The 17787-nt window shown below is 51.5% G+C and carries 16 protein-coding genes; 3 read left to right on the top strand and 13 right to left on the bottom strand.

Features of this window, described 5'->3' with window-relative positions:
• Positions 1-32: 32 nt before the first annotated feature.
• Positions 33-2180 carry a fatty acid oxidation complex subunit alpha FadB gene (gene fadB, locus O3276_RS02260; RefSeq protein WP_269674174.1) on the bottom strand — a complete coding sequence of 716 codons (2148 nt, stop codon included), beginning with the start codon at positions 2178-2180 and terminating at the stop codon, positions 33-35.
• 691 nt (positions 2181-2871) lie between these two features.
• Here fadB and O3276_RS02255 point away from each other — a divergent pair.
• The gene (locus O3276_RS02255) at positions 2872-3312 is read left to right on the top strand and encodes a universal stress protein (protein WP_269674173.1); all 441 of its coding nucleotides are present in this window, start codon (positions 2872-2874) and stop codon (positions 3310-3312) included.
• Between the two features lie 50 nt (positions 3313-3362).
• Here O3276_RS02255 and O3276_RS25400 read toward each other — a convergent pair whose 3' ends face one another.
• The 7 genes from O3276_RS25400 to O3276_RS02225 all read right to left on the bottom strand — a co-directional run bounded on the left by O3276_RS25400 (position 3363) and on the right by O3276_RS02225 (position 8794).
• Complete coding sequence (locus tag O3276_RS25400) at positions 3363-3587, bottom strand: hypothetical protein (protein ID WP_332328176.1); 225 nt, start codon at positions 3585-3587, stop codon at positions 3363-3365.
• On the bottom strand, positions 3584-5263 hold the full coding sequence (locus tag O3276_RS02250) for an ATP-binding cassette domain-containing protein (RefSeq protein ID WP_332328175.1): 1680 nt from the start codon (positions 5261-5263) through the stop codon (positions 3584-3586). Before O3276_RS02250 ends, O3276_RS25400 begins: the two co-directional genes overlap by 4 nt.
• A 118-nt stretch (positions 5264-5381) precedes the next feature.
• Positions 5382-5939, bottom strand: a complete 558-nt coding sequence (locus O3276_RS02245; RefSeq protein ID WP_269674172.1) for an MFS transporter — start codon at positions 5937-5939, stop codon at positions 5382-5384.
• 11 nt (positions 5940-5950) lie between these two features.
• Positions 5951-6628, bottom strand: a complete 678-nt coding sequence (locus tag O3276_RS02240; protein ID WP_269674171.1) for an MFS transporter — start codon at positions 6626-6628, stop codon at positions 5951-5953.
• A 275-nt stretch (positions 6629-6903) separates the two neighbouring features.
• Positions 6904-7347 (bottom strand): phosphohistidine phosphatase SixA, encoded by a 444-nt coding sequence (gene sixA, locus O3276_RS02235; RefSeq protein WP_269674170.1) that lies wholly within the window; start codon positions 7345-7347, stop codon positions 6904-6906.
• A gap of 3 nt (positions 7348-7350) precedes the next feature.
• Positions 7351-7698, bottom strand: a complete 348-nt coding sequence (locus O3276_RS02230) for a DUF4389 domain-containing protein (protein WP_269674169.1) — start codon at positions 7696-7698, stop codon at positions 7351-7353.
• A gap of 43 nt (positions 7699-7741) precedes the next feature.
• Positions 7742-8794, bottom strand: coding sequence for an NAD(P)H-dependent glycerol-3-phosphate dehydrogenase (locus O3276_RS02225; RefSeq protein ID WP_269674168.1), 1053 nt, complete (start codon positions 8792-8794; stop codon positions 7742-7744).
• Between the two features lie 592 nt (positions 8795-9386).
• Between O3276_RS02225 and fabA the strand changes: the two genes are divergently transcribed.
• Together fabA and fabB are read left to right on the top strand one after the other, a co-directional pair.
• Positions 9387-9941 carry a 3-hydroxyacyl-[acyl-carrier-protein] dehydratase FabA gene (gene fabA / locus O3276_RS02220; protein WP_209201228.1) on the top strand — a complete coding sequence of 185 codons (555 nt, stop codon included), beginning with the start codon at positions 9387-9389 and terminating at the stop codon, positions 9939-9941.
• Positions 9942-10035: 94 nt separating this feature from the next.
• Positions 10036-11250 carry a beta-ketoacyl-ACP synthase I gene (gene fabB, locus O3276_RS02215; RefSeq protein WP_101747654.1) on the top strand — a complete coding sequence of 405 codons (1215 nt, stop codon included), beginning with the start codon at positions 10036-10038 and terminating at the stop codon, positions 11248-11250.
• A 270-nt stretch (positions 11251-11520) separates the two neighbouring features.
• Here fabB and tssM read toward each other — a convergent pair whose 3' ends face one another.
• From tssM to tssJ, 5 genes are read right to left on the bottom strand one after another with little or no spacing between them, the layout of a single operon-like run.
• Entirely contained in the window at positions 11521-15021 is a 3501-nt protein-coding gene (tssM, locus tag O3276_RS02210; protein WP_269674167.1) for a type VI secretion system membrane subunit TssM, read from the bottom strand.
• Between the two features lie 18 nt (positions 15022-15039).
• Positions 15040-15939 (bottom strand): type IVB secretion system protein IcmH/DotU, encoded by a 900-nt coding sequence (gene icmH / locus O3276_RS02205; protein ID WP_269674166.1) that lies wholly within the window; start codon positions 15937-15939, stop codon positions 15040-15042.
• A 4-nt stretch (positions 15940-15943) separates the two neighbouring features.
• Entirely contained in the window at positions 15944-17032 is a 1089-nt protein-coding gene (gene tssK, locus O3276_RS02200) for a type VI secretion system baseplate subunit TssK (RefSeq protein ID WP_269674165.1), read from the bottom strand.
• Positions 16974-17282, bottom strand: coding sequence for a type VI secretion system baseplate subunit TssK (tssK, locus tag O3276_RS02195; RefSeq protein ID WP_269674164.1), 309 nt, complete (start codon positions 17280-17282; stop codon positions 16974-16976). Before tssK (O3276_RS02195) ends, tssK (O3276_RS02200) begins: the two co-directional genes overlap by 59 nt.
• Entirely contained in the window at positions 17272-17775 is a 504-nt protein-coding gene (gene tssJ, locus O3276_RS02190; RefSeq protein ID WP_269674163.1) for a type VI secretion system lipoprotein TssJ, read from the bottom strand. The genes tssK (O3276_RS02195) and tssJ overlap by 11 nt, the downstream gene beginning before the upstream one ends.
• Positions 17776-17787: the final 12 nt, after the last annotated feature.

Raw genomic sequence — 17787 nt, 5'->3', positions numbered from 1 at the left:
AATGGTTCAATAACGTAAGACTCCTAGAGCCATCAACCGTAGAAGGTCTTGCCTTCACGAGCCATTTCCCGAAGTTTGTCAGTGGGCGCATACAGTGGGCTGATATGAGCGTACTTGTCGGCAAGCTCAACAAACTCCGCCACACCTATGGTGTCAATATACTTCAGGGCACCACCACGGAAGAGAGGGAAGCCAATACCCATAATCAGTGCCATATCCGCTTCAGCGACGGAATCAACAATGCCATCTTCCAGGGTACGAACGGTTTCCATGCACAGTGGGATCATCATGCGGGCGATGATTTCCTCATCGTCAAAAGGTTTTTGCTCAGCACACACCTCACTGAACAGGCCATAAACCGCCTCATCGACCACCTTCTTCGGCTTGCCTTTTTTATCCTGCTCGTACTTATAGAAACCGGCACCGTTTTTCTGGCCATAGCGCTGGTTTTCGTACAACACATCAACAGCGGTTTTGAAGTCGCGCTTCATGCGATCCGGATACCCGTCAGTCATGACACTTTGACCATGGTTACCGGTATCAATACCCACCACATCCATAAGGTAGGCAGGGCCCATTGGCCAGCCAAAGCGCTCCATGACCTTATCCACCTGCTGGAAGTCAGCACCATCACGGAGCAAGCCAGCGAAGCCACCAAAGTAGGGGAACAGGACACGGTTCACCATAAACCCGGGGCAGTCATTAACCACCACCGGCGTTTTACCCATCTTGCGGGCGTACTCAACCACGGTGGCTACGGTGGCATCGCTGGTCTTCTCGCCACGGATAACCTCAACCAATGGCATCGCATGAACCGGGTTAAAGAAGTGCATGCCACAGAACTGTTCCGGACGCTTCAGGTCCCTGGCCAGTTCATTGATGGAAATAGTGGAGGTGTTGGACGTCAGAACAGCGTTCTCTAACACCTGGTTTTCTACGTCGGCCAGAACGGCTTTCTTGACCTTGGGATTTTCCACAACGGCTTCAACAACCACATCGACGCCCTCGAAGTCGCCATAGGACAGCGTAGGTACAATCTTATTCAGTACACTGCCCATTTTGCCGGCATCCATCCGCCCCCGGGAAACCCGCTTGGAGAGCAGTTTGGTAGCTTCGGAAAGACCAAGGTCCAGACCTTCCTGATTGATATCTTTCATCAGGATGGGCGTACCTTTCAGGGCAGACTGATAGGCAATACCACCACCCATAATGCCCGCACCCAACACCGCCGCCTTGTTGGTTTCAGCGGCAATACTGGCGGACTCTTTGGCTTTTTTCTTAAGGAACTGGTCGTTCAGGAACAGGCCAACCAGGGCATTACACACGGAAGACTTGGCCAGTTTAAGAAACCCTTTGGCTTCTACTTCAAGGGCCTTGTCACGATCCATAAAGGCATGTTTCTGGATGGTTTTGACAGCCGCTATCGGTGCCAGCATGTGTGGCCCGGCCTGCTGTTTTACCACGGCAGATGAGGTTTCAAACACCATCATCGATTCAATCGGCGGCAGTTTCAGCTTGCCTTTTTTCTCCTGCTTTCTGGCCTGATAATCCAGTTCACCATCCAGGCAGCGACGCACCAGGGCTACTGCGGAATCTTTCAGCTTCTCAGGCGCAACCACGGCATCAACGGCTCCTGCTTTCAGCGCGGCATCGGGGCGATACTCTTTGCCACTGGCAATCCACTCAACGGCATTATCCGCACCAATCAACCTTGGCAACCTGACGGTACCACCCCAGCCCGGATAGATACCCAGCTTGACTTCCGGCAAGCCAACCTTGGCCGCTGTGGAAAGCACCCGGTAATCGGCACACAGGCAGATCTCAAAACCGCCTCCCAGGGCAATGCCATTCACGGCAGCGACTGTTGGTATATCAAGATCTTCAAAACTTGAGAAGACCTTATTGACCGCCATCACTCCGGCCAATAACGTCTCATCATCCTGCTTGAAGGTCTGGGTGAATTCATTGATATCAGCACCAACGATAAATACATCCTTACCACTGGTGAGAATAAGGCCTTTAACCGTTTCGTCAGCACGGATGGCCGCCAGCGCAGCATCCAGATCCTCAATAGCAGAGTGACTGAACTTATTGACACTTTCGCCTTCGAGATTGAACTGCAGTTCGGCGATACCATCTTCCACAGGCAAAACCCTGAATGCCTTCCCCTGGTAGATCATGAACTTCTCCTTTCGGATTGAAGATAGACAGACTAACCATACTGTGGCGACCAACCTTCCATTACAGGGCTGATGCGAGTGTTACATGAACTATGGCAGCTATCTGATTATTATTGCTTTACTTCCTGACTTTACCCTGGTCTTTACCAAGTGCATCCCAGCAAATTCATACGACTGTTTGAATTTAGTGCCTACCTTCTGTGAATTAGTATTTAAAGTCAAGCCTGAAACACCATGAAGATGCCACCTTGGTCACACAGTTACACAAGATGACTCATCCAGAAAATAGCCACTGCCGAATCCGGGTCATGGCTGATGGAAAATTACCGGACAGACAGCTAATAAAACGATGAATAAAACCAGGATAGGCCTTACAATGGAAATGCCATGACTTTAGAAGCATTCATGCCCTCCATGAACTCCTCGATCCATCTTATTGATGATCCTGAGGAATCGCGACAGCGGTCTGGCCATCCAGATGTTATACCAATTCCGCCTTCTAAATATGAGATCGAGCAAGTCATTTTGGACAGCTGGGCAAGGCGGAATGACGAGTAATAGCAGGGCTATTGCGAGGAATTCCAACGAAGATCCAGCTGTTCAAAATGGCTGCGCAGTTCATATTTAGAAGGTGGAATTGGTATTACAGGGCGGATCACTTTTTGCATCTATTCAAGAAGGAAGACAGCTTATGAGCCTCTACAAGCATATTCTGGTTGCGATCGATTTGTCCGACGAAGCCGATGAGGTGCTCGAGAAAGCCAAATCCATTGCCGAAAAACACCAGGCGAGACTGACCATGGTTCATGTTGTCGAGCCACTCAGCGTTGCCTATGGCAGCGATATCCCTCTCGACCTCACCACCTTGCAGGATGAAATCACCGAACAGGCAAGAGAACGCATCGCCCGCCTGGCCGATTCCATCCAGCTGAAGAAAGGTGAACAGCATGTGGTCTATGGCCGACCCGAGCGTGAGGTGCACCGGATTGCCGAAGAGTCAGACGTTGACCTGATTGTGGTTGGCAGCCACGGCCGTCATGGACTGGCACTGATTTTAGGTTCTACATCAACCAGCATCCTGCATGGTGCCGGTTGCGATGTACTGGCAGTGAGAGTCGGTAAAAACAGTTAAACCTGCTATAAAAAAGAGCCACATTTGACATCTGTGGCTCTTCCTAATACCTACATATTATCCAACTCTTCCCACCGCTCCATTTTCTGTTCTATCAGCTCATTAAGCTCAGCCAGCCTGTTAAGCACAGTCTGGACTTCGGACTGATCTCCCTGATAAAAACTCGACTCAGCAGTTTGAGCTTCCAGCTGACCCAGCTCTTCTTCAAGTGCCTCAATCTCCTCCGGCAAAGCATCAAGCTCGCGCTGCAGTTTGTAGCTGAGTTTCTTTTTCACCGGCTTGCTGGCGGCTTCAGGCTGACTGGGTGGCGCTTTCGCCTTTTCCTCTTTTTCACCACCTGCGGTTCCGCTACCAGGCTGGAGATCGAACCGCCCTGGTGCAACCAGTCATCAAATCCACCCACATACTCACTGATATGACCACCTGGTTCAAACACCAAAGTACTCGATACCACATTATCGAGGAATGTCCGGTCGTGACTGACCAGCAAAATGGTGCCAGTGAAATCCACCAGCAAGGATTCCAGAAGCTCCAGAGTCTCAACATCCAGGTCGTTGGTAGGCTCGTCCATTACCAGCAAATTGGCGGGTTTACTGAACAAACGCGCGAGCAATAATCGGTTTCTCTCCCCACCGGAAAGCGCCTTGACCGGCACACGACAACGGCCGGGTGGAAACAGGAAGTCTCCCAGATAGCCAATCACATGTCGGCTTGAGCCATTGATGGTGATACTCTCACGCCCTTCAGCCACGTTATCAATCACGGTTTTTTCAAGGTCCAGCTGATTGCGCAGCTGGTCAAAATAAGCCACCTCAAGCCTGGTTCCCATTTTGACAGACCCCGCTTCCGGCTTGAGATTGCCCAGCAGGATACTGAGCAGCGTTGACTTCCCTGCCCCGTTGGCACCAATCAAGCCAATCTTGTCACCACGCATCAGCCGGAGATTGAAATCGCTGATGACGGTATGCTGATCAAACGACTGGGCAATATGCTTGGCCTCCAGCACCAGCTTGCCTGACGCTTCGCCCTGCTCCAGTCCAAAACTGGCATTGCCTTGCACCTCGCGACGCTGACGACGCTCCTCACGGAGTTTTTTCAGGTCCCGAACCCGCCCTTCGTTACGGGTACGGCGAGCTTTAATCCCCTGACGAATCCACACCTCTTCCTGCGCCAGTTTTTTATCGAACAGGGCATTTTGCTCAGCCTCTACTTCAAGGGCATGAGCCTTGCGCTCCAGAAAGGTTTTATAGTCACACTCCCAGCTGGTCAGCTGCCCGCGATCCAGCTCAATAATGCGGGTCGCCAGCGACTGAAGAAATGATCGGTCGTGGGTAATAAACAGCAAGGCTCCGGAGAAATCTTTCAGCTGTTTCTCAAGCCAGTCAATGGCAATAATATCAAGATGGTTGGTAGGCTCATCCAGCAACAGCAGATCAGGGTCGCCCACCAGCGCCCTGGCCAGCTCCACCCGCCGACGCCAGCCACCGGACAGTTCTTTCATCTGTTTTTCCGCCGGCAGACCCAGCTTCTGAATAACCGTATCCACCTTCTGGCTGAGGCTCCAGCCATCCACGGACTCCAGCTGCTGCTGGACTTTCTCCAGTGCTTTCATATCAGCGTCAGTGCTGATATTCATGGATAAGGCATGGTAACGACTGATCAGTTCACCAACCGCCTCAAGGCCTGAGGCAACCACATCATAAACTTTCTTTTCATCCTGGTCAGGAAGGTCCTGATTCAAAACCCCCACCTTCAGACCAGGCTTACGCCAGAGGGTGCCATCATCAGGCAGGATTGTGCCGGACACCAGCTTCATCAAGGTAGATTTGCCTGCGCCATTGCGGCCCAATAAGCAGACTCTCTCACCTTTTCGAATCTGAAACTCGGTATGATCCAGCAGGGGTTGGTCACCATAAGCCAGGCTGACCTTTTCGAATCTAAGTAACGGCATTATCCATCCAGGAGGTGAAGTCCTTTGCCAGCTATCCGCACCTGCAAAGGTTTAACAACCGAAAGTGTTGAAAAAAACAAACTAGAATAACGCCAACCACCGGCAATGGGTAGCAGTATCACTGTTTTTTCAGGCAAATCGCGACAATCAAAGCCATCAGCTGACAAAGCAATAAAGGCACAAAAGCCAGCTGGTAGTCCTCAATGGACAAGGCACCCAGGCCATCATGCCCGAGCCCCTCCAGGATAAACCCGATGATCAGCTGCATAACCGGACCTGCCAGCAGCATGGAACCATTGGTAATCGCCAGCAGGACGCCAATCCGTTCCGGTGGACTGATGCTTTTCACCACAGAGAATGCCAGCATATAGCCAACACTGCTGATCCCTGCCATAAAACAGATCATGGCCATGACCAGCATGGAACATGGGCAGAAGATCAGCAAACTGAACAACACAGGAGAAGCGATAGCGCAAACCACCATCACTTTACGCATTGACCCAACCAGGCAGGCCAGCCAGCCCAGCAGAGGAGCTCCAATAGCGGCACCGACAAAAATCAACGCAACCATATCAGCCACCGCTTCCTGCTCACCGGGAAAACGTTCATAGAAGAAAGGAATCCCCCACAAACCAGCAAAACTGGTGATGACGGCAAACAGGCCAAAACCATACAAACAGCACAGGATTAAAGAGGCTCGATCAAATGGCGTCTTTTCGCTGGGGTCAGACTCAGCCCCCCCCCCCCCCCACACGTCACATCATGCAACCTGGCATCACTGACGGAGACCGGCGGCGTACTTTGCACAAACACGGCAATCAGGGCAGCAAGTACAGCACCAAAAATGGCGGCGGCCTGCATGGCACCCTGCCACCCATAGGCTTCCATAAGATTTGGCAGTATCAGTGGGCCAAGTCCGCCACCGGCCAGACCAAACGCTTCAATAGCCCCCGCAAGGGTTGGAAAATAACGCTCCGGAAACCAGCGACTGGCCAGATTCATGCACACCACAATCACCGGGGAGGTCATCACGCCCATAAACGCCCGGGATGCGCTGGCTGACAACAGGGTTTCAGAAACACTGAACCAGTAACAGCCAATCGCCATAAATACACAGCAAACCACCAGCAATAGCCGGGCATTGCAATGATCTGCCAGGTAGCCTCCCGGAACCTGAAACAGCAGATAAAAGCAGAGGAAACTGCTGGTTAACCAGCCGATATCTGCCACATCAAGATCGAAAGCCGACATCAACTGAGGCACCATCACCGATGGAGCCCCCTGAAGCATAAATTGATACGAACAGAACAATGCTGCTATTGAGCAGATAATAATGCCTCTGAGGCTTATAGAACTTGTCGCCACCGTACTTACTCCCTAACTATCCCTAATACCCTTTCCCTATAAAAAAATGTCTTCAACATGGGGTCAGAGCAGGGTTAGATTAGATGACAATTAATAAGTTCATTAAAAAATCACCAGAGTAGACAGAAATTTAAAACTATTAACCATAAATGGCGTTAAGAGGCAGACTTAAAGCCCGAAAACAGGGGAAAAATAATATTTTCCACAATCAGAGCAAATGCTCTGGAATTCTGAAAGTAAACGGCTGTTCTTATGCGCAACAATAGTCTCTGAGGCTAAGGGATAATACGCTCAATGACTCTGCCCATTCCGGGAGCAAGAATATCCGCCTCCAGAACCAGAGCCATCCCGGTTTGAAAGGAAGGGCCAATCCTAGGGGTTCCGTCGCATAGTAAACCGGTCAGATAACCGACTATGGGCATATGACTGGCCAATAGTACTACACCGGAATCCGGGAGAGCGTCGAGTACTTTTGCCGGGTTACCATCAGGTTCCAGCTCGTCCAGCGTTGCAACCCTGAGCCCAAACGCCTCTGCCGCGATATGAGCCGTTTGCTGAGCCCGAAGATACGGGCTGGCAAACACACAATCTACCCGCTGAGCAGCCAATAAAGCAACGGTATCCCTGACTTCACGGACACCCTGCTCAGTGAGCTCCCTTTCCTTATCCGAAGGGGCAGACCATGATGCCTGACCGTGGCGCATAATGATAAGTTTCATGATTTAATCATTATCCGATCCGTTCAGTTCTTTCTCACCATCGCCTGACGCTCTGTCTCCACCAGGGGCAGGCCAGTCTGAGAATGGATAGGGTTTTATATCAGAGTTGTAGGTCAGGAACCCGGCAATCTGGTAAATGTACTGATTCACTCCGGCACTGAATTTTAACAGACGATCATTGGGTTCGCTCATAATAAACCCGTGCACCGCCTGAACAATTGCCATCAGCATCACCAGAAAGGCAGCAAGATAAGCCACGACGCCGAAAACCACCATAAAGACCAGCCTCAACCAACGAGACTCTGATTTAAGGTTATTAACCACTTTCTCATCCATCACGCTTCTCTCCATAGTCTGTTAACCCCGATATTCTCTAAAAAAAGGTATTATTCAGCTACTGCGTGGACATAAACTCCACATCGGTTTTCTGCTCCCGGAGCATCATTCCCTTAACCAGCGCACCAATGGCATTGCCCTCAAAAATAATGCTGTACAAACCATCCACCAGGGGCATATAAACTCCCAGCTGATCGGCCTTTTGCTTTACCTGCTTCAGGGTATTCACCCCTTCTGCCACCTGTCCCAGTTTTGCCTCAGCTTGATCAAGCGAACAGCCTTGTCCCAGGGCATAACCAACCCGGAAATTTCGACTCAGGTCAGACGTACAGGTAGCCACAAGATCACCCACCCCGGCCAATCCCAAAAATGTCATGGGATTAGCGCCGAGCGTTACCGCAAAGCGACTCATCTCCGCAAGGCTTCGGGTAATCAGCATACTTTGGGTATTCTCACCCATGCCCAGTGCCGCTCCCATGCCAGAGACTATGGCATAAATATTCTTTAAAGCACCTGCCAATTCCACACCATAAACATCCGTGTTGGAGTAAACCCTGAAGTAATCACAGTGCAAGACCGACTGTATGATCTGGCAAAGGTCTTCATCGTCACTGGCAATCACCGTGGCTGTCAGCGCCTTGGCAATGATTTCACCGGCCAGGTTGGGTCCGCTCAAAACACCGATACGAGGGTTTTCCAGCTCCTCCATCAGAATCTGACTCATCAGATCAAAGGTAACGGGTTCGATACCTTTCGTGGTACTGATCACTATCTTGCCACCAAGCAGTCCATTGGTTTTTTTGACCACCTCCCGGAAAGATTTGCTGGGAATAGCAATAAAAACGATATCAGCATCAGCGACCACCGCCGACAGATCCGTGCTTGCGCTAACGGAGGGATGAATCCTGAACTCGGGAAGATACCTGGCATTCACATGGTCATCATTAATACTCCTGACCTGCTCTGGATCTCTCATCCAGAGCTTCACCCTGTGGCCATTGGTGGCGGAGATATCAGCCAGAGCCGTACCAAAACTGCCGCCGCCAAGAACAGCGATTGTATATTCCCCGGTACCGCCATTTTCTGCGGTGCCATGTGGCCTGTCTGTCATATAGTTAATCCCGTTTTACCCGCAAAAACTGCATCAAAATCTCTTGAGGTCTGCGGTAAAAGCTTTATTTAATCACACCAGTAAAAAGCGTTGCACAGAAGATAGCTACCAGGAGGCTGTCCGAGAAACTGAATTTTTTTCGATTCAAGGTAAGCCTCCTCAATATTGTACGATTGTACAATGCTAGAAAACCATTCCTGACTGTATTACCTTTACTTCCCGTGTAGTAATGAAAGCCATACGCCTTCACAGACTCTTTGGCCTCTGCCGGTACTTTGCCAAATTATGCCCGTGATGCAAAAGGCCTGACGCTGATCAGCTCTCTGGTAATAAAATGCTATGACACTTATCATTGGCCACTGTTTCAGTGGCTCAGTGTTGTCTTTTTGTTACAAAGAGCCCAACAGCACTATGACAGATAAAAAGCAATGGTATAGTTCATCACCGGAACGATAGTAATGCATTTTGCAAGACTGTCAGGATTAAGCGGGGTCATCGGCCCCTGATGTGAATGCCGTATCGGCAGGGAAGTCCCGATCATCACTGGCCTGATACCATGCAGGTGCTGGACCTTCCAGGAACCAATAAACGAATGAAGCAACCATCGAAATCTGGCCTCAGACAAGAAGCCGTTAGCCAGCAAGAAGCTTTCAGCAAAGAAGATTTGTTACGCTGTTCACAGGGCGAGCTTTTTGGTGCTGGTAATGCTCAGCTACCGGCCCCTGATATGTTGATGCTTGACCGCATCGTTCGCATTTCTGAACAGGGCGGAGCTTATGGCAAAGGCGAGATCATCGCAGAACTGGATATCAATCCGGACCTCTGGTTCTTCTCCTGCCACTTCCCGGGAGACCCTGTTATGCCCGGCTGCCTCGGACTTGACGCCATGTGGCAGCTGGTTGGCTTCTACCTGGGCTGGATGGGCAACCCCGGCCGGGGACGCGCCCTTGGCAGTGGTGAGGTAAAATTTACCGGCCAGATTCTGCCCACCAGCAAAAAAGTAACATACCGTATTGATATTAAACGTATCATCGCACGCAAACTGGTTCTGGGCATTGCTGATGGATCAGTCAGTGTTGATGGCCGGGAAATTTACACCGCGGAAGGGCTGCGGGTAGGTCTTTTCCAGAACACTGACGCTTTCTGATCCCCCTGTTCCCTCTTGCCCGCTGGACGGGAGGGAGTGCCGGGATCTGACTCTGGTTTTTTCTGACTTAAACAGGCTATTCAGGTTGACATCAATGAAACGTGTTGTAGTTACAGGGATTGGCATCACATCCTGCCTGGGTATCACCCAGGATGAGGTAGCCGAGAGCCTTAAACTTGGGCGCTCCGGTATTCGCTTCAATGAAAGTTATAAAGAGCATGGTTTCCGCAGCCAGGTGTCCGGCACAGTAGACATCGATTTTGAACAATTTATTGACCGCAAAACCTTGCGATTTATGGGCAACGCCGCTGCCTATGCCTATATTGCCATGAAGCAGGCCATTGACGATGCGGGTTTGACTGAAGATCTGGTTTCCAACCCCCGTACCGGACTGATTGCGGCTTCTGGCGGAGCCTCGTCAGAAAATATTGTCGACTCTGCGGACATCATGAGAGAAAAAGGGGTCAAGCGCGTCGGCCCCTACCGGGTTACCCGCACCATGGGCAGTACCGTCTCGGCCTGCCTGGCCACCCCGTTTAAAATCAAGGGCGTTAACTACTCAATCACCTCTGCCTGTGCCACCAGCGCGCATTGCATTGGCAATGCCATTGAACAGATCCAGCTGGGCAAGCAGGACATCGTCTTTGCCGGTGGTGGTGAAGAGGAACACTGGACGCAAACCGGCCTGTTCGATGCCATGGGGGCACTGAGCACCAAGTACAATGACACCCCTGAGCAGGCTTCCCGTGCCTATGATGCTGACCGGGATGGCTTCGTTATCGCCGGTGGTGGCGGCATGATTGTGGTGGAAGAGCTGGAGCACGCCAAAGCCCGTGGTGCCAGAATTTACGCAGAAATCACCGGCTATGGTGCCACGTCCGATGGCTATGACATGGTAGCTCCATCTGGTGAAGGCGCTGCACGCTGTATGCGCATGGCCATGGAAACCATTAACGCCCCTATTGATTACATCAATACTCACGGCACCAGCACCCCGGTCGGTGATGTGGCCGAGTTGAAAGCGCTTACTGAGGTATTTGGCGACCAGATGCCAGTGATCAGCTCCACCAAATCACTGTCCGGCCACTCTCTGGGTGCTGCTGGCGTTCAGGAAGCCATCTACTGCCTGCTGATGATGAAGCACAACTTCATCACCGCTTCTGCTAATGTCCAGAACCTGGATGAAGCGGCTAAAAATCTGCCTATCCTGACCGGTGAAGCCCGCGAACAAAAACTGAACCGGATTATGTCCAACAGCTTTGGCTTTGGTGGAACCAACGCCTGCCTGGTATTTGAGCGTTACCAGTAATCATTTTTTCCTCAGGGTTTTGCAACAGCCTCGGGACCCTGAGGATCCGGTTTCTATCCATGTATAAAGCAGTTAAGCCAATCAATAATACATGGTTTCAATGAGTTTGACGTGCACAATCTCCGTTCAGCCTGAGCGGAGTAGAAGGATGCTTGGCACGATCTATCAGAGTCCGGATTTTCCGCCTTTAGGCCCTATGGGTCCTTCGACAGGCTCAGGACGAACGAAGTGCGGAGGCAAGACAACCCGTCAAACTCATTGAAACCATGATTAGATATCAGCCCTGATGATACCTCCGGGCAGCTTAATCCTGTCATATAATGAAGGCCCGAACGGGTTCCCCCCTCGCTCCAACTCCAGCTCCAGACGGGTCTGGTACTCCTTGCTGCCGAACAACAAATCAACATGATAATTTTTCTGCCACTGCTGCCCGTCAAAAACAAACCGCAGCCAGGCCCATGGCCCGGAGTACTGCTGTTGCGCCAGCACCACTGAATCATTGCTCAGAGTCACATTAATCTGTTCTTCCTCAGGACCCGGCCACTGTCGTTTTTGCCAGATCATGGGGCCGTGGCGATAGACAAAACGACCATTGCTGTCCCTGAGGGAAAATTCCGAAGCATGGTTACTCAAGGCAAGCATTCGCAAACGGTAATTAACCTGAAGCGTACCGTCAGGGTTAAACAGCTGCTGTTGCAAACGTTGGGCATGATTCATCTGCTGCAACAGCATCCCTTTAACCGGCAACTGCTGGCCTTTGACAGTTTTTAAATGCCAGACACCCGGTTGCCGCGCCGGTTGCGTCTGCAAAAATGGTTTCAGGATAGCCGCAAAGTCATCCAGCAGCCCCCCGGGCTTAAAGAACACAGTAAAGTCGGTGAGCTGAATATCGTTGCCAGCGTCTGTCACCAACGGAAAACGAGCATACAGATGCTGGCTCCAGAAAGGATAGATCTCCTGTTGCCAACGCCTTTGGCAATAACGGGCAGCACCAGCAATGGCCCGGCTCCAGACCTCTCCCGCCAGCTGGTTGAGCCATTGACCGGCCCGGGTGTCATCACTGTCGGCCTGATGCCAGAGACTCTGCAGAATATTCTGCTTATTGCCCATCACCGTTGCTGCCAGCTGATAGAGGGCAAAATCCGGATCAAAATGCCCGTTAATGTCCTGCAGCTCCTGCAAAAGCTGGTCCAGAACCGGGGTGAGCCGACTTTGCAGGTCCGCTGCATAGCCGGTGTATTCGGCAAAGGCCTGGTTGACAATGGCGGGATTATCCGGGGACACTTTTCCCACTTGCCCGGCTGGCAGCAATCGGGCAGCCTGATTCAGGATACGGTTGGCTTTAATAGCCGCAGGCGGCACTGCTCCGGGCTGCAGACCCGGAACCTTAGCACTGGCGGCTGGTGACTCTTCGGCCAGCGATGTCTCACTGGTGATCATATTGACCAGAGCCTGCAGTGCCGCGCCCCCTCTGGTCAGCAGGTTGGTTTGCTGCTCAATCTGGTCAAGGCTGATGGCCGGTTGCAACCGGATACGATGGATAAGATTATCCCAGGTGCGGATATAATCCTGAAAATAAAACTCCCGAACCCGTCGGCTGATCCGCGACAGCTCAATGGCTGATATTTCTGATTCACCTTTCTGAATCCGGTTCAGGCTGATGATTTCCCGTTTCAACATCGGAGAGCTTGCCGAGAGATCCAGACGGCTGTAAAGATTCCTGGTATAGAACCTGGGAATCCTGGTATTGCCACTGTCGTCTTCCGCCGTAAACAGAGTGCCGAACTCATTACCAAACAGATCCCGGGTATCCAGTGTACCGCTGAATTGTGGCAACCGGCGAAGATGGTCGTATACCAGGCGCTCCGGAGGCTTGGTTGACAATGCTTCACGGGCCCGCTCTATCAAAGCCTGATCCGGGGGAATACTTGCTGTTATCCTGTCACCCTCAAGGTGCCAGATATCCGTCAGCAGACTATCAAGCTGCCTGCCTGCCTCACCCTCCGGATCGTGCAGCAGCAATTTCCGGATATGACGGTGCAACAGCTCGGTATTGCGGACTTTCGGATCAAGCAACATCAGGTAATATTGCAGGTCATCAAACAGTCCTTTGCTGTGCCGGCTCAACGCTTTGTGCAAGCGGTCATGGAGATGCCGGGCGAGGGGTGATAACAGATAGTGTCGCAGCTGCTGCTGGTAAAAAAGCTGGATATCGTTCGCTGTCTCCCAATCCATAAGTCCACCGTAATACATCCACCGGGAAGACTGCCGGTACATACGGTGCAATAACTGAAGACCATCCAGCAGTTGCAGTACGTCACTGACAGGGATGGTATCCTCGGGAGCCTTCGGCTGATTCAAGGGCACCATCAGCTGTTCCATGGAGTACCGGTAATCCCTGATGATCATTTTCTGCTGCGCCAGCAGCTGTTCATTGTATTCTATCTGTGACCAGCAGAAGCTCAGCCCGGCAGCCAGAATGGCAACAAGAGCTCCTGACATCAGGTAGATACGGGCCAGCCAGAACTTCCTGGCCATGGGATCTTCCCTGACATTCCCCATATCATTAAACAAAATTCTATTGAAAAACTGCTGACTGAAATAGCTCTGGTTGCCGGGGATCTGGGGCTGCACAGGCTGGGCCCGGAAACCGTGCAACCGGGCAATCTCTGTAGCCAGCAGGTTGATCGTACTGCCATGCTGACCACAGGAGCTGAACCAGACACCTTTCAGCTGTAGTGTTGAGACACCATAACGGGGCAGAAAAATCTCATCACAGAAAAAATGCAGGCGTTCACCCAGCAGGCTGAACTGCAGAACATAACGGACCTGTGCCTGACGGGCATTACTGTCTTTTTCCGGGTGGAGACAATCGAACAATTTATCAGACAGTTCAGTGTGGCACAGGTCAAAAGCCTCACGAAACTGTTCAGGGTGGTAACCTTCCTTCAGGTAAAACCCAAAAGGGAACATCTGCCGTTGACTGCTCATACGACGGATCAGCTCCATAAAACCATTCAGCCGATCCGCCTGGGTCAGCAAAATCCAGACAGGGAGGGTATTGGCAAAACGCTGGTTAATGTACAGTAACCGCCACCGCAACTGCCGGGCCTGCTCCAGCAGGCCATTGGGATCACGCAGAAGCAACTGTTCTGTAGAGAGCGCTGCGAGAATGCCATTAAGGGGCCTTCTCGGACGTTTCTTGCGGACCAGCACCAGCAGATGATCAAGGAGAAATTCGTCCAGCTGTTCTTTATCACGGGTATAGTACTGCCCTACCAGTTCAACGATAACCGCATGCTCACTCAGCCAGAATACGATACTGGACACCCGGTTTGGGGAAGCCGTGGTCACCTTTTCAAAACCGGCACTAATTAACCAGCTGGATTTACCGGAACCTTCAGTACCAATCATCACCAGCCAGGCCAGGGTGTAGGGCTTTTTGCCATGGCGACTGTTCAGAATTTTCCAGAGCTGATTCCAGTCATACATTAGCTGTTGTTTATATTGCGCCTTCTGTTCTGAAACGCCGCTTGCAGAACTGTCATCAGAGGTTGTTTCGAAAACATGCCCGGTGGTGCCACGAGCTTTCTGGCGACGCAACACTAGCCATAGGATCAGACAGCAGGCCAGCACAATAATTAACGACAGTACCCACTGCCAGACAGCGGTAAGCCAGCTTAACCACTCACCACTGACCAGAGGGGCAAACCAGACCATTGACAGCAGTAATACCGACAGCGATGCGACAATAATGATCGGATTAGTCATGACATCATATAAAAAATATCAGGTCTTCTTATCAGGGCCTGGCACTGTGACCCCGGAGGATTCGGAAGGATTCCGTAAAATAGACAGCTGCACCGGTTTTGCCTGTCCCTGCTGCAATTGCAACTCAGACAGCCCGGTGTAAGTGTGATTGATATACTGTATACAGAAATGGGTAACCGCCCCCGACAGCATCAGGATTGCGATAACCATTGGCAGATATTGCCGGACTCTGACCATCTTCAGCGGTCGCCAGGGTGCGCTGAGAATGGCCATGGTTTGATGCTCTCGGGGTTTCTGGTGCTCGCGGATTTCCGTGAATATGTTATCAGCAAGCTTTGCCAGCTCATGTTTATCGGTGTGCTGATAACGGCCGCAAAATCCCAGTCGCAGGAGCAGATAAAGCAGTTCAATAAAGTCAATCATTTTGGGGACATTCTGCCGCGCCTGTTCCAGCAGGACAAAAAAGACTTCACCGGCATTACGCTGCTGAAAAAGCTGCGCCACCAGGGCATGATTTTCCCAGCAGCCCGACTGCCCCCAGCCGGTATTCATTATTTCCTCATCCACGGCGGCACAGAGCGCATAACAGGTTTTCTCCATCATTCTGGGGGGGTATCCGGCTTGCAACCCACGGTTATGCAGTTCGTTAACACTTCTGACCAGATACTGGTGCAGCTCAGGCAGATTACTGACTTCCTGCTGCTGTGACAGCGTGCTGAGAATAGCCAGCAGTTCTGCCGACAGGTTGATAAGCGTATTGCTGCTGATATTGAAATTACCGAACAGGCCACTCTCGTCACGCAGCTCAGCACCAGAGCCACCCTGGGGGGCTGCCTGTTGAGTTTCTGCGATAGTTAATCCTCTATCCGCTACTAACTCATTCCCAACAGCCTGAAACCCAATACTGGACGATGTCATACTATTACCTGACTACAAAACAGTTGATAACGGTGTCTTCCGGCATCTGCTCATCCACATGAAGGGCCAGCAGATCATGGGTTCGCACCATCTCCTGCCACAGCTCATTATCAGTGTCGATCTCGAAATAGACCGTGTTAACCTTTGCCCTCAGCTCAATGGGTGGCCCCGCCATGGCGGTGATGGGTACTGCGGTCAGTGCATTGCGAACCCGCTCAGCAATACGGTTATGACCACAGAGTTTGGCCGAATTGATAAATACCGTACGGGTAAGGGACTGATTCAGGCTGGAGGCTACCGAAAGAATAAACCGGCCGTCGTTAAACAGAGTTCGGTCATCAATCCTGGTACGCAGTAAACGACGGAGTTGAAACAGCCGGGTGTCCCAGACAAGCTCAACCACCTTGTCCTTACTGGCCTGACGCAGATTGAGCAGCAAACTGGACAGCACAGGCGCAAAGCACCCATAAATATCCAGCTCATTAAAATCGGGAAATTCCGGTGCCAGTGTCGTGTTAAAGGTGGCCAGGTCCGCAGCCATAATGGCCAGCATCCGGTAAAGCTCGCAGGCTGAGATACCTGACTGTTTTTCCACCAGCTTGAGCCAGGCACCATGGCGATTCAGTGCCTGCAGCCAGAGATACTCAATCTGCAGGGTCTGAAAGCTTTTCTGCTGCCCCTCTACCCCGACCTGGGTGGCAATAAATGACGCCCGTTGCCTGACCATAGCACGAAGGTTCTGGACCTGTTCAAGCAGGTAGCGTGAGGCGCGGTAATCAAGACAACGGGGAATAAAGGTACTGTCCAGGACCACTTCGCCATCGGGATGAAATTCCTGAATATGGGCCATCGCCAGAGTGGAATAGTCATCCCGTGCCTCACCCTCAGCCATAAGGCAGGGATTCAAACGCGACAGTTCCAGCTGCACCGGCTCATTTTTGCGATCAGTACCATCATAAACACTGTGAGCCGAGCTGATATATCGAACTGCTCTCGTCTTTTTCTCTTCCGGTACCGTGTTAACACAACCGGGCTTATTCAGGGGAATGGCCAGATAGACCGTCCTGCCACAATGGCTGCTGTCCAGATCCATGGACAGTGAGGCTGCCAGTTTGAAAAGGGGTTCCATCGGGAAACAGGCCGCTGGCTTCACGAATAAACAGTTTGCCAGCCCGGAGTTGCTCACTATCAATGCCCAGGGAGGTAAAGCCAGCCTTGCCCGGCGCATAAATATTAAACAACTGCCGGTTATACCATTCCAGGTAGCGTTCCTGTTGCTGGAAATGCTGGGGACTGAGAAACATCCCCTCGAGCCAGACGGCTCTGTCAACGCTATGATCCATGGGATAGTCCACCGACAAGACGAAGATGGTTACCGTTGATCTGTAATACCATCGAATTCTGACTGGCAGGAACAATGGATTCCAGCACCCACCAGATAGCTGACTGATAACTGGCAAACTCGGCAAAAATAGCGATAAACCGTGTTGTCCTGTCCAGCTGCAAGGTCAGCTGGCTGCCGGTATCCGACCATACCGTGGGCAACCGGTGTTTCTTGACCAGCGTCCCCTGGAGAATGGCCACATCCTGCAGGTAGATATCCAGGAAGTCAGCATTGGCAAATAGCTCGGCACTTTGCAGTTCATACATGCGCAGCTGTAAAGGTGCCGCATCAACCTGCTGACCGCTGTTCATACCGGTGCCGTTATTGCTATCACTGTCTGCCACGATCTCCAGCGATAACAGGGTCTCAGGCTCTGGCCGAACTTCGCTGCCAGAACAGCCAGTTAATACCAGGGCCAGCAGGAGAAGAAATGAGCCTGAAATAGCATACATTGAATCAAGTCC

It is taken from the genome of Endozoicomonas sp. GU-1, assembly GCF_027366395.1.
Taxonomy (GTDB): Bacteria; Pseudomonadota; Gammaproteobacteria; order Pseudomonadales; family Endozoicomonadaceae; genus Endozoicomonas.
Note: the sequence above shows the minus strand (reverse complement) of the source record. Positions and strands in the feature narration are given on the sequence as shown.

What these genes read in the sequence shown, in the direction of transcription:
- fadB (WP_269674174.1), bottom strand. Translation starts at nt 2,180, where the DNA reads ATGATCTACCAGGGGAAGGCATTCAGGGTTTTGCCTGTGGAAGATGGT.
- O3276_RS02255 (WP_269674173.1), top strand. Translation starts at nt 2,872, where the DNA reads ATGAGCCTCTACAAGCATATTCTGGTTGCGATCGATTTGTCCGACGAA.
- O3276_RS02250 (WP_332328175.1), bottom strand. Translation starts at nt 5,263, where the DNA reads ATGCCGTTACTTAGATTCGAAAAGGTCAGCCTGGCTTATGGTGACCAA.
- sixA (WP_269674170.1), bottom strand. Translation starts at nt 7,347, where the DNA reads ATGAAACTTATCATTATGCGCCACGGTCAGGCATCATGGTCTGCCCCT.
- O3276_RS02230 (WP_269674169.1), bottom strand. Translation starts at nt 7,698, where the DNA reads ATGGAGAGAAGCGTGATGGATGAGAAAGTGGTTAATAACCTTAAATCA.
- O3276_RS02225 (WP_269674168.1), bottom strand. Translation starts at nt 8,794, where the DNA reads ATGACAGACAGGCCACATGGCACCGCAGAAAATGGCGGTACCGGGGAA.
- fabA (WP_209201228.1), top strand. Translation starts at nt 9,387, where the DNA reads ATGAAGCAACCATCGAAATCTGGCCTCAGACAAGAAGCCGTTAGCCAG.
- fabB (WP_101747654.1), top strand. Translation starts at nt 10,036, where the DNA reads ATGAAACGTGTTGTAGTTACAGGGATTGGCATCACATCCTGCCTGGGT.
- tssM (WP_269674167.1), bottom strand. Translation starts at nt 15,021, where the DNA reads ATGACTAATCCGATCATTATTGTCGCATCGCTGTCGGTATTACTGCTG.
- icmH (WP_269674166.1), bottom strand. Translation starts at nt 15,939, where the DNA reads ATGACATCGTCCAGTATTGGGTTTCAGGCTGTTGGGAATGAGTTAGTA.
- tssK (WP_269674165.1), bottom strand. Translation starts at nt 17,032, where the DNA reads ATGGATCTGGACAGCAGCCATTGTGGCAGGACGGTCTATCTGGCCATT.
- tssK (WP_269674164.1), bottom strand. Translation starts at nt 17,282, where the DNA reads ATGGATCATAGCGTTGACAGAGCCGTCTGGCTCGAGGGGATGTTTCTC.
- tssJ (WP_269674163.1), bottom strand. Translation starts at nt 17,775, where the DNA reads ATGTATGCTATTTCAGGCTCATTTCTTCTCCTGCTGGCCCTGGTATTA.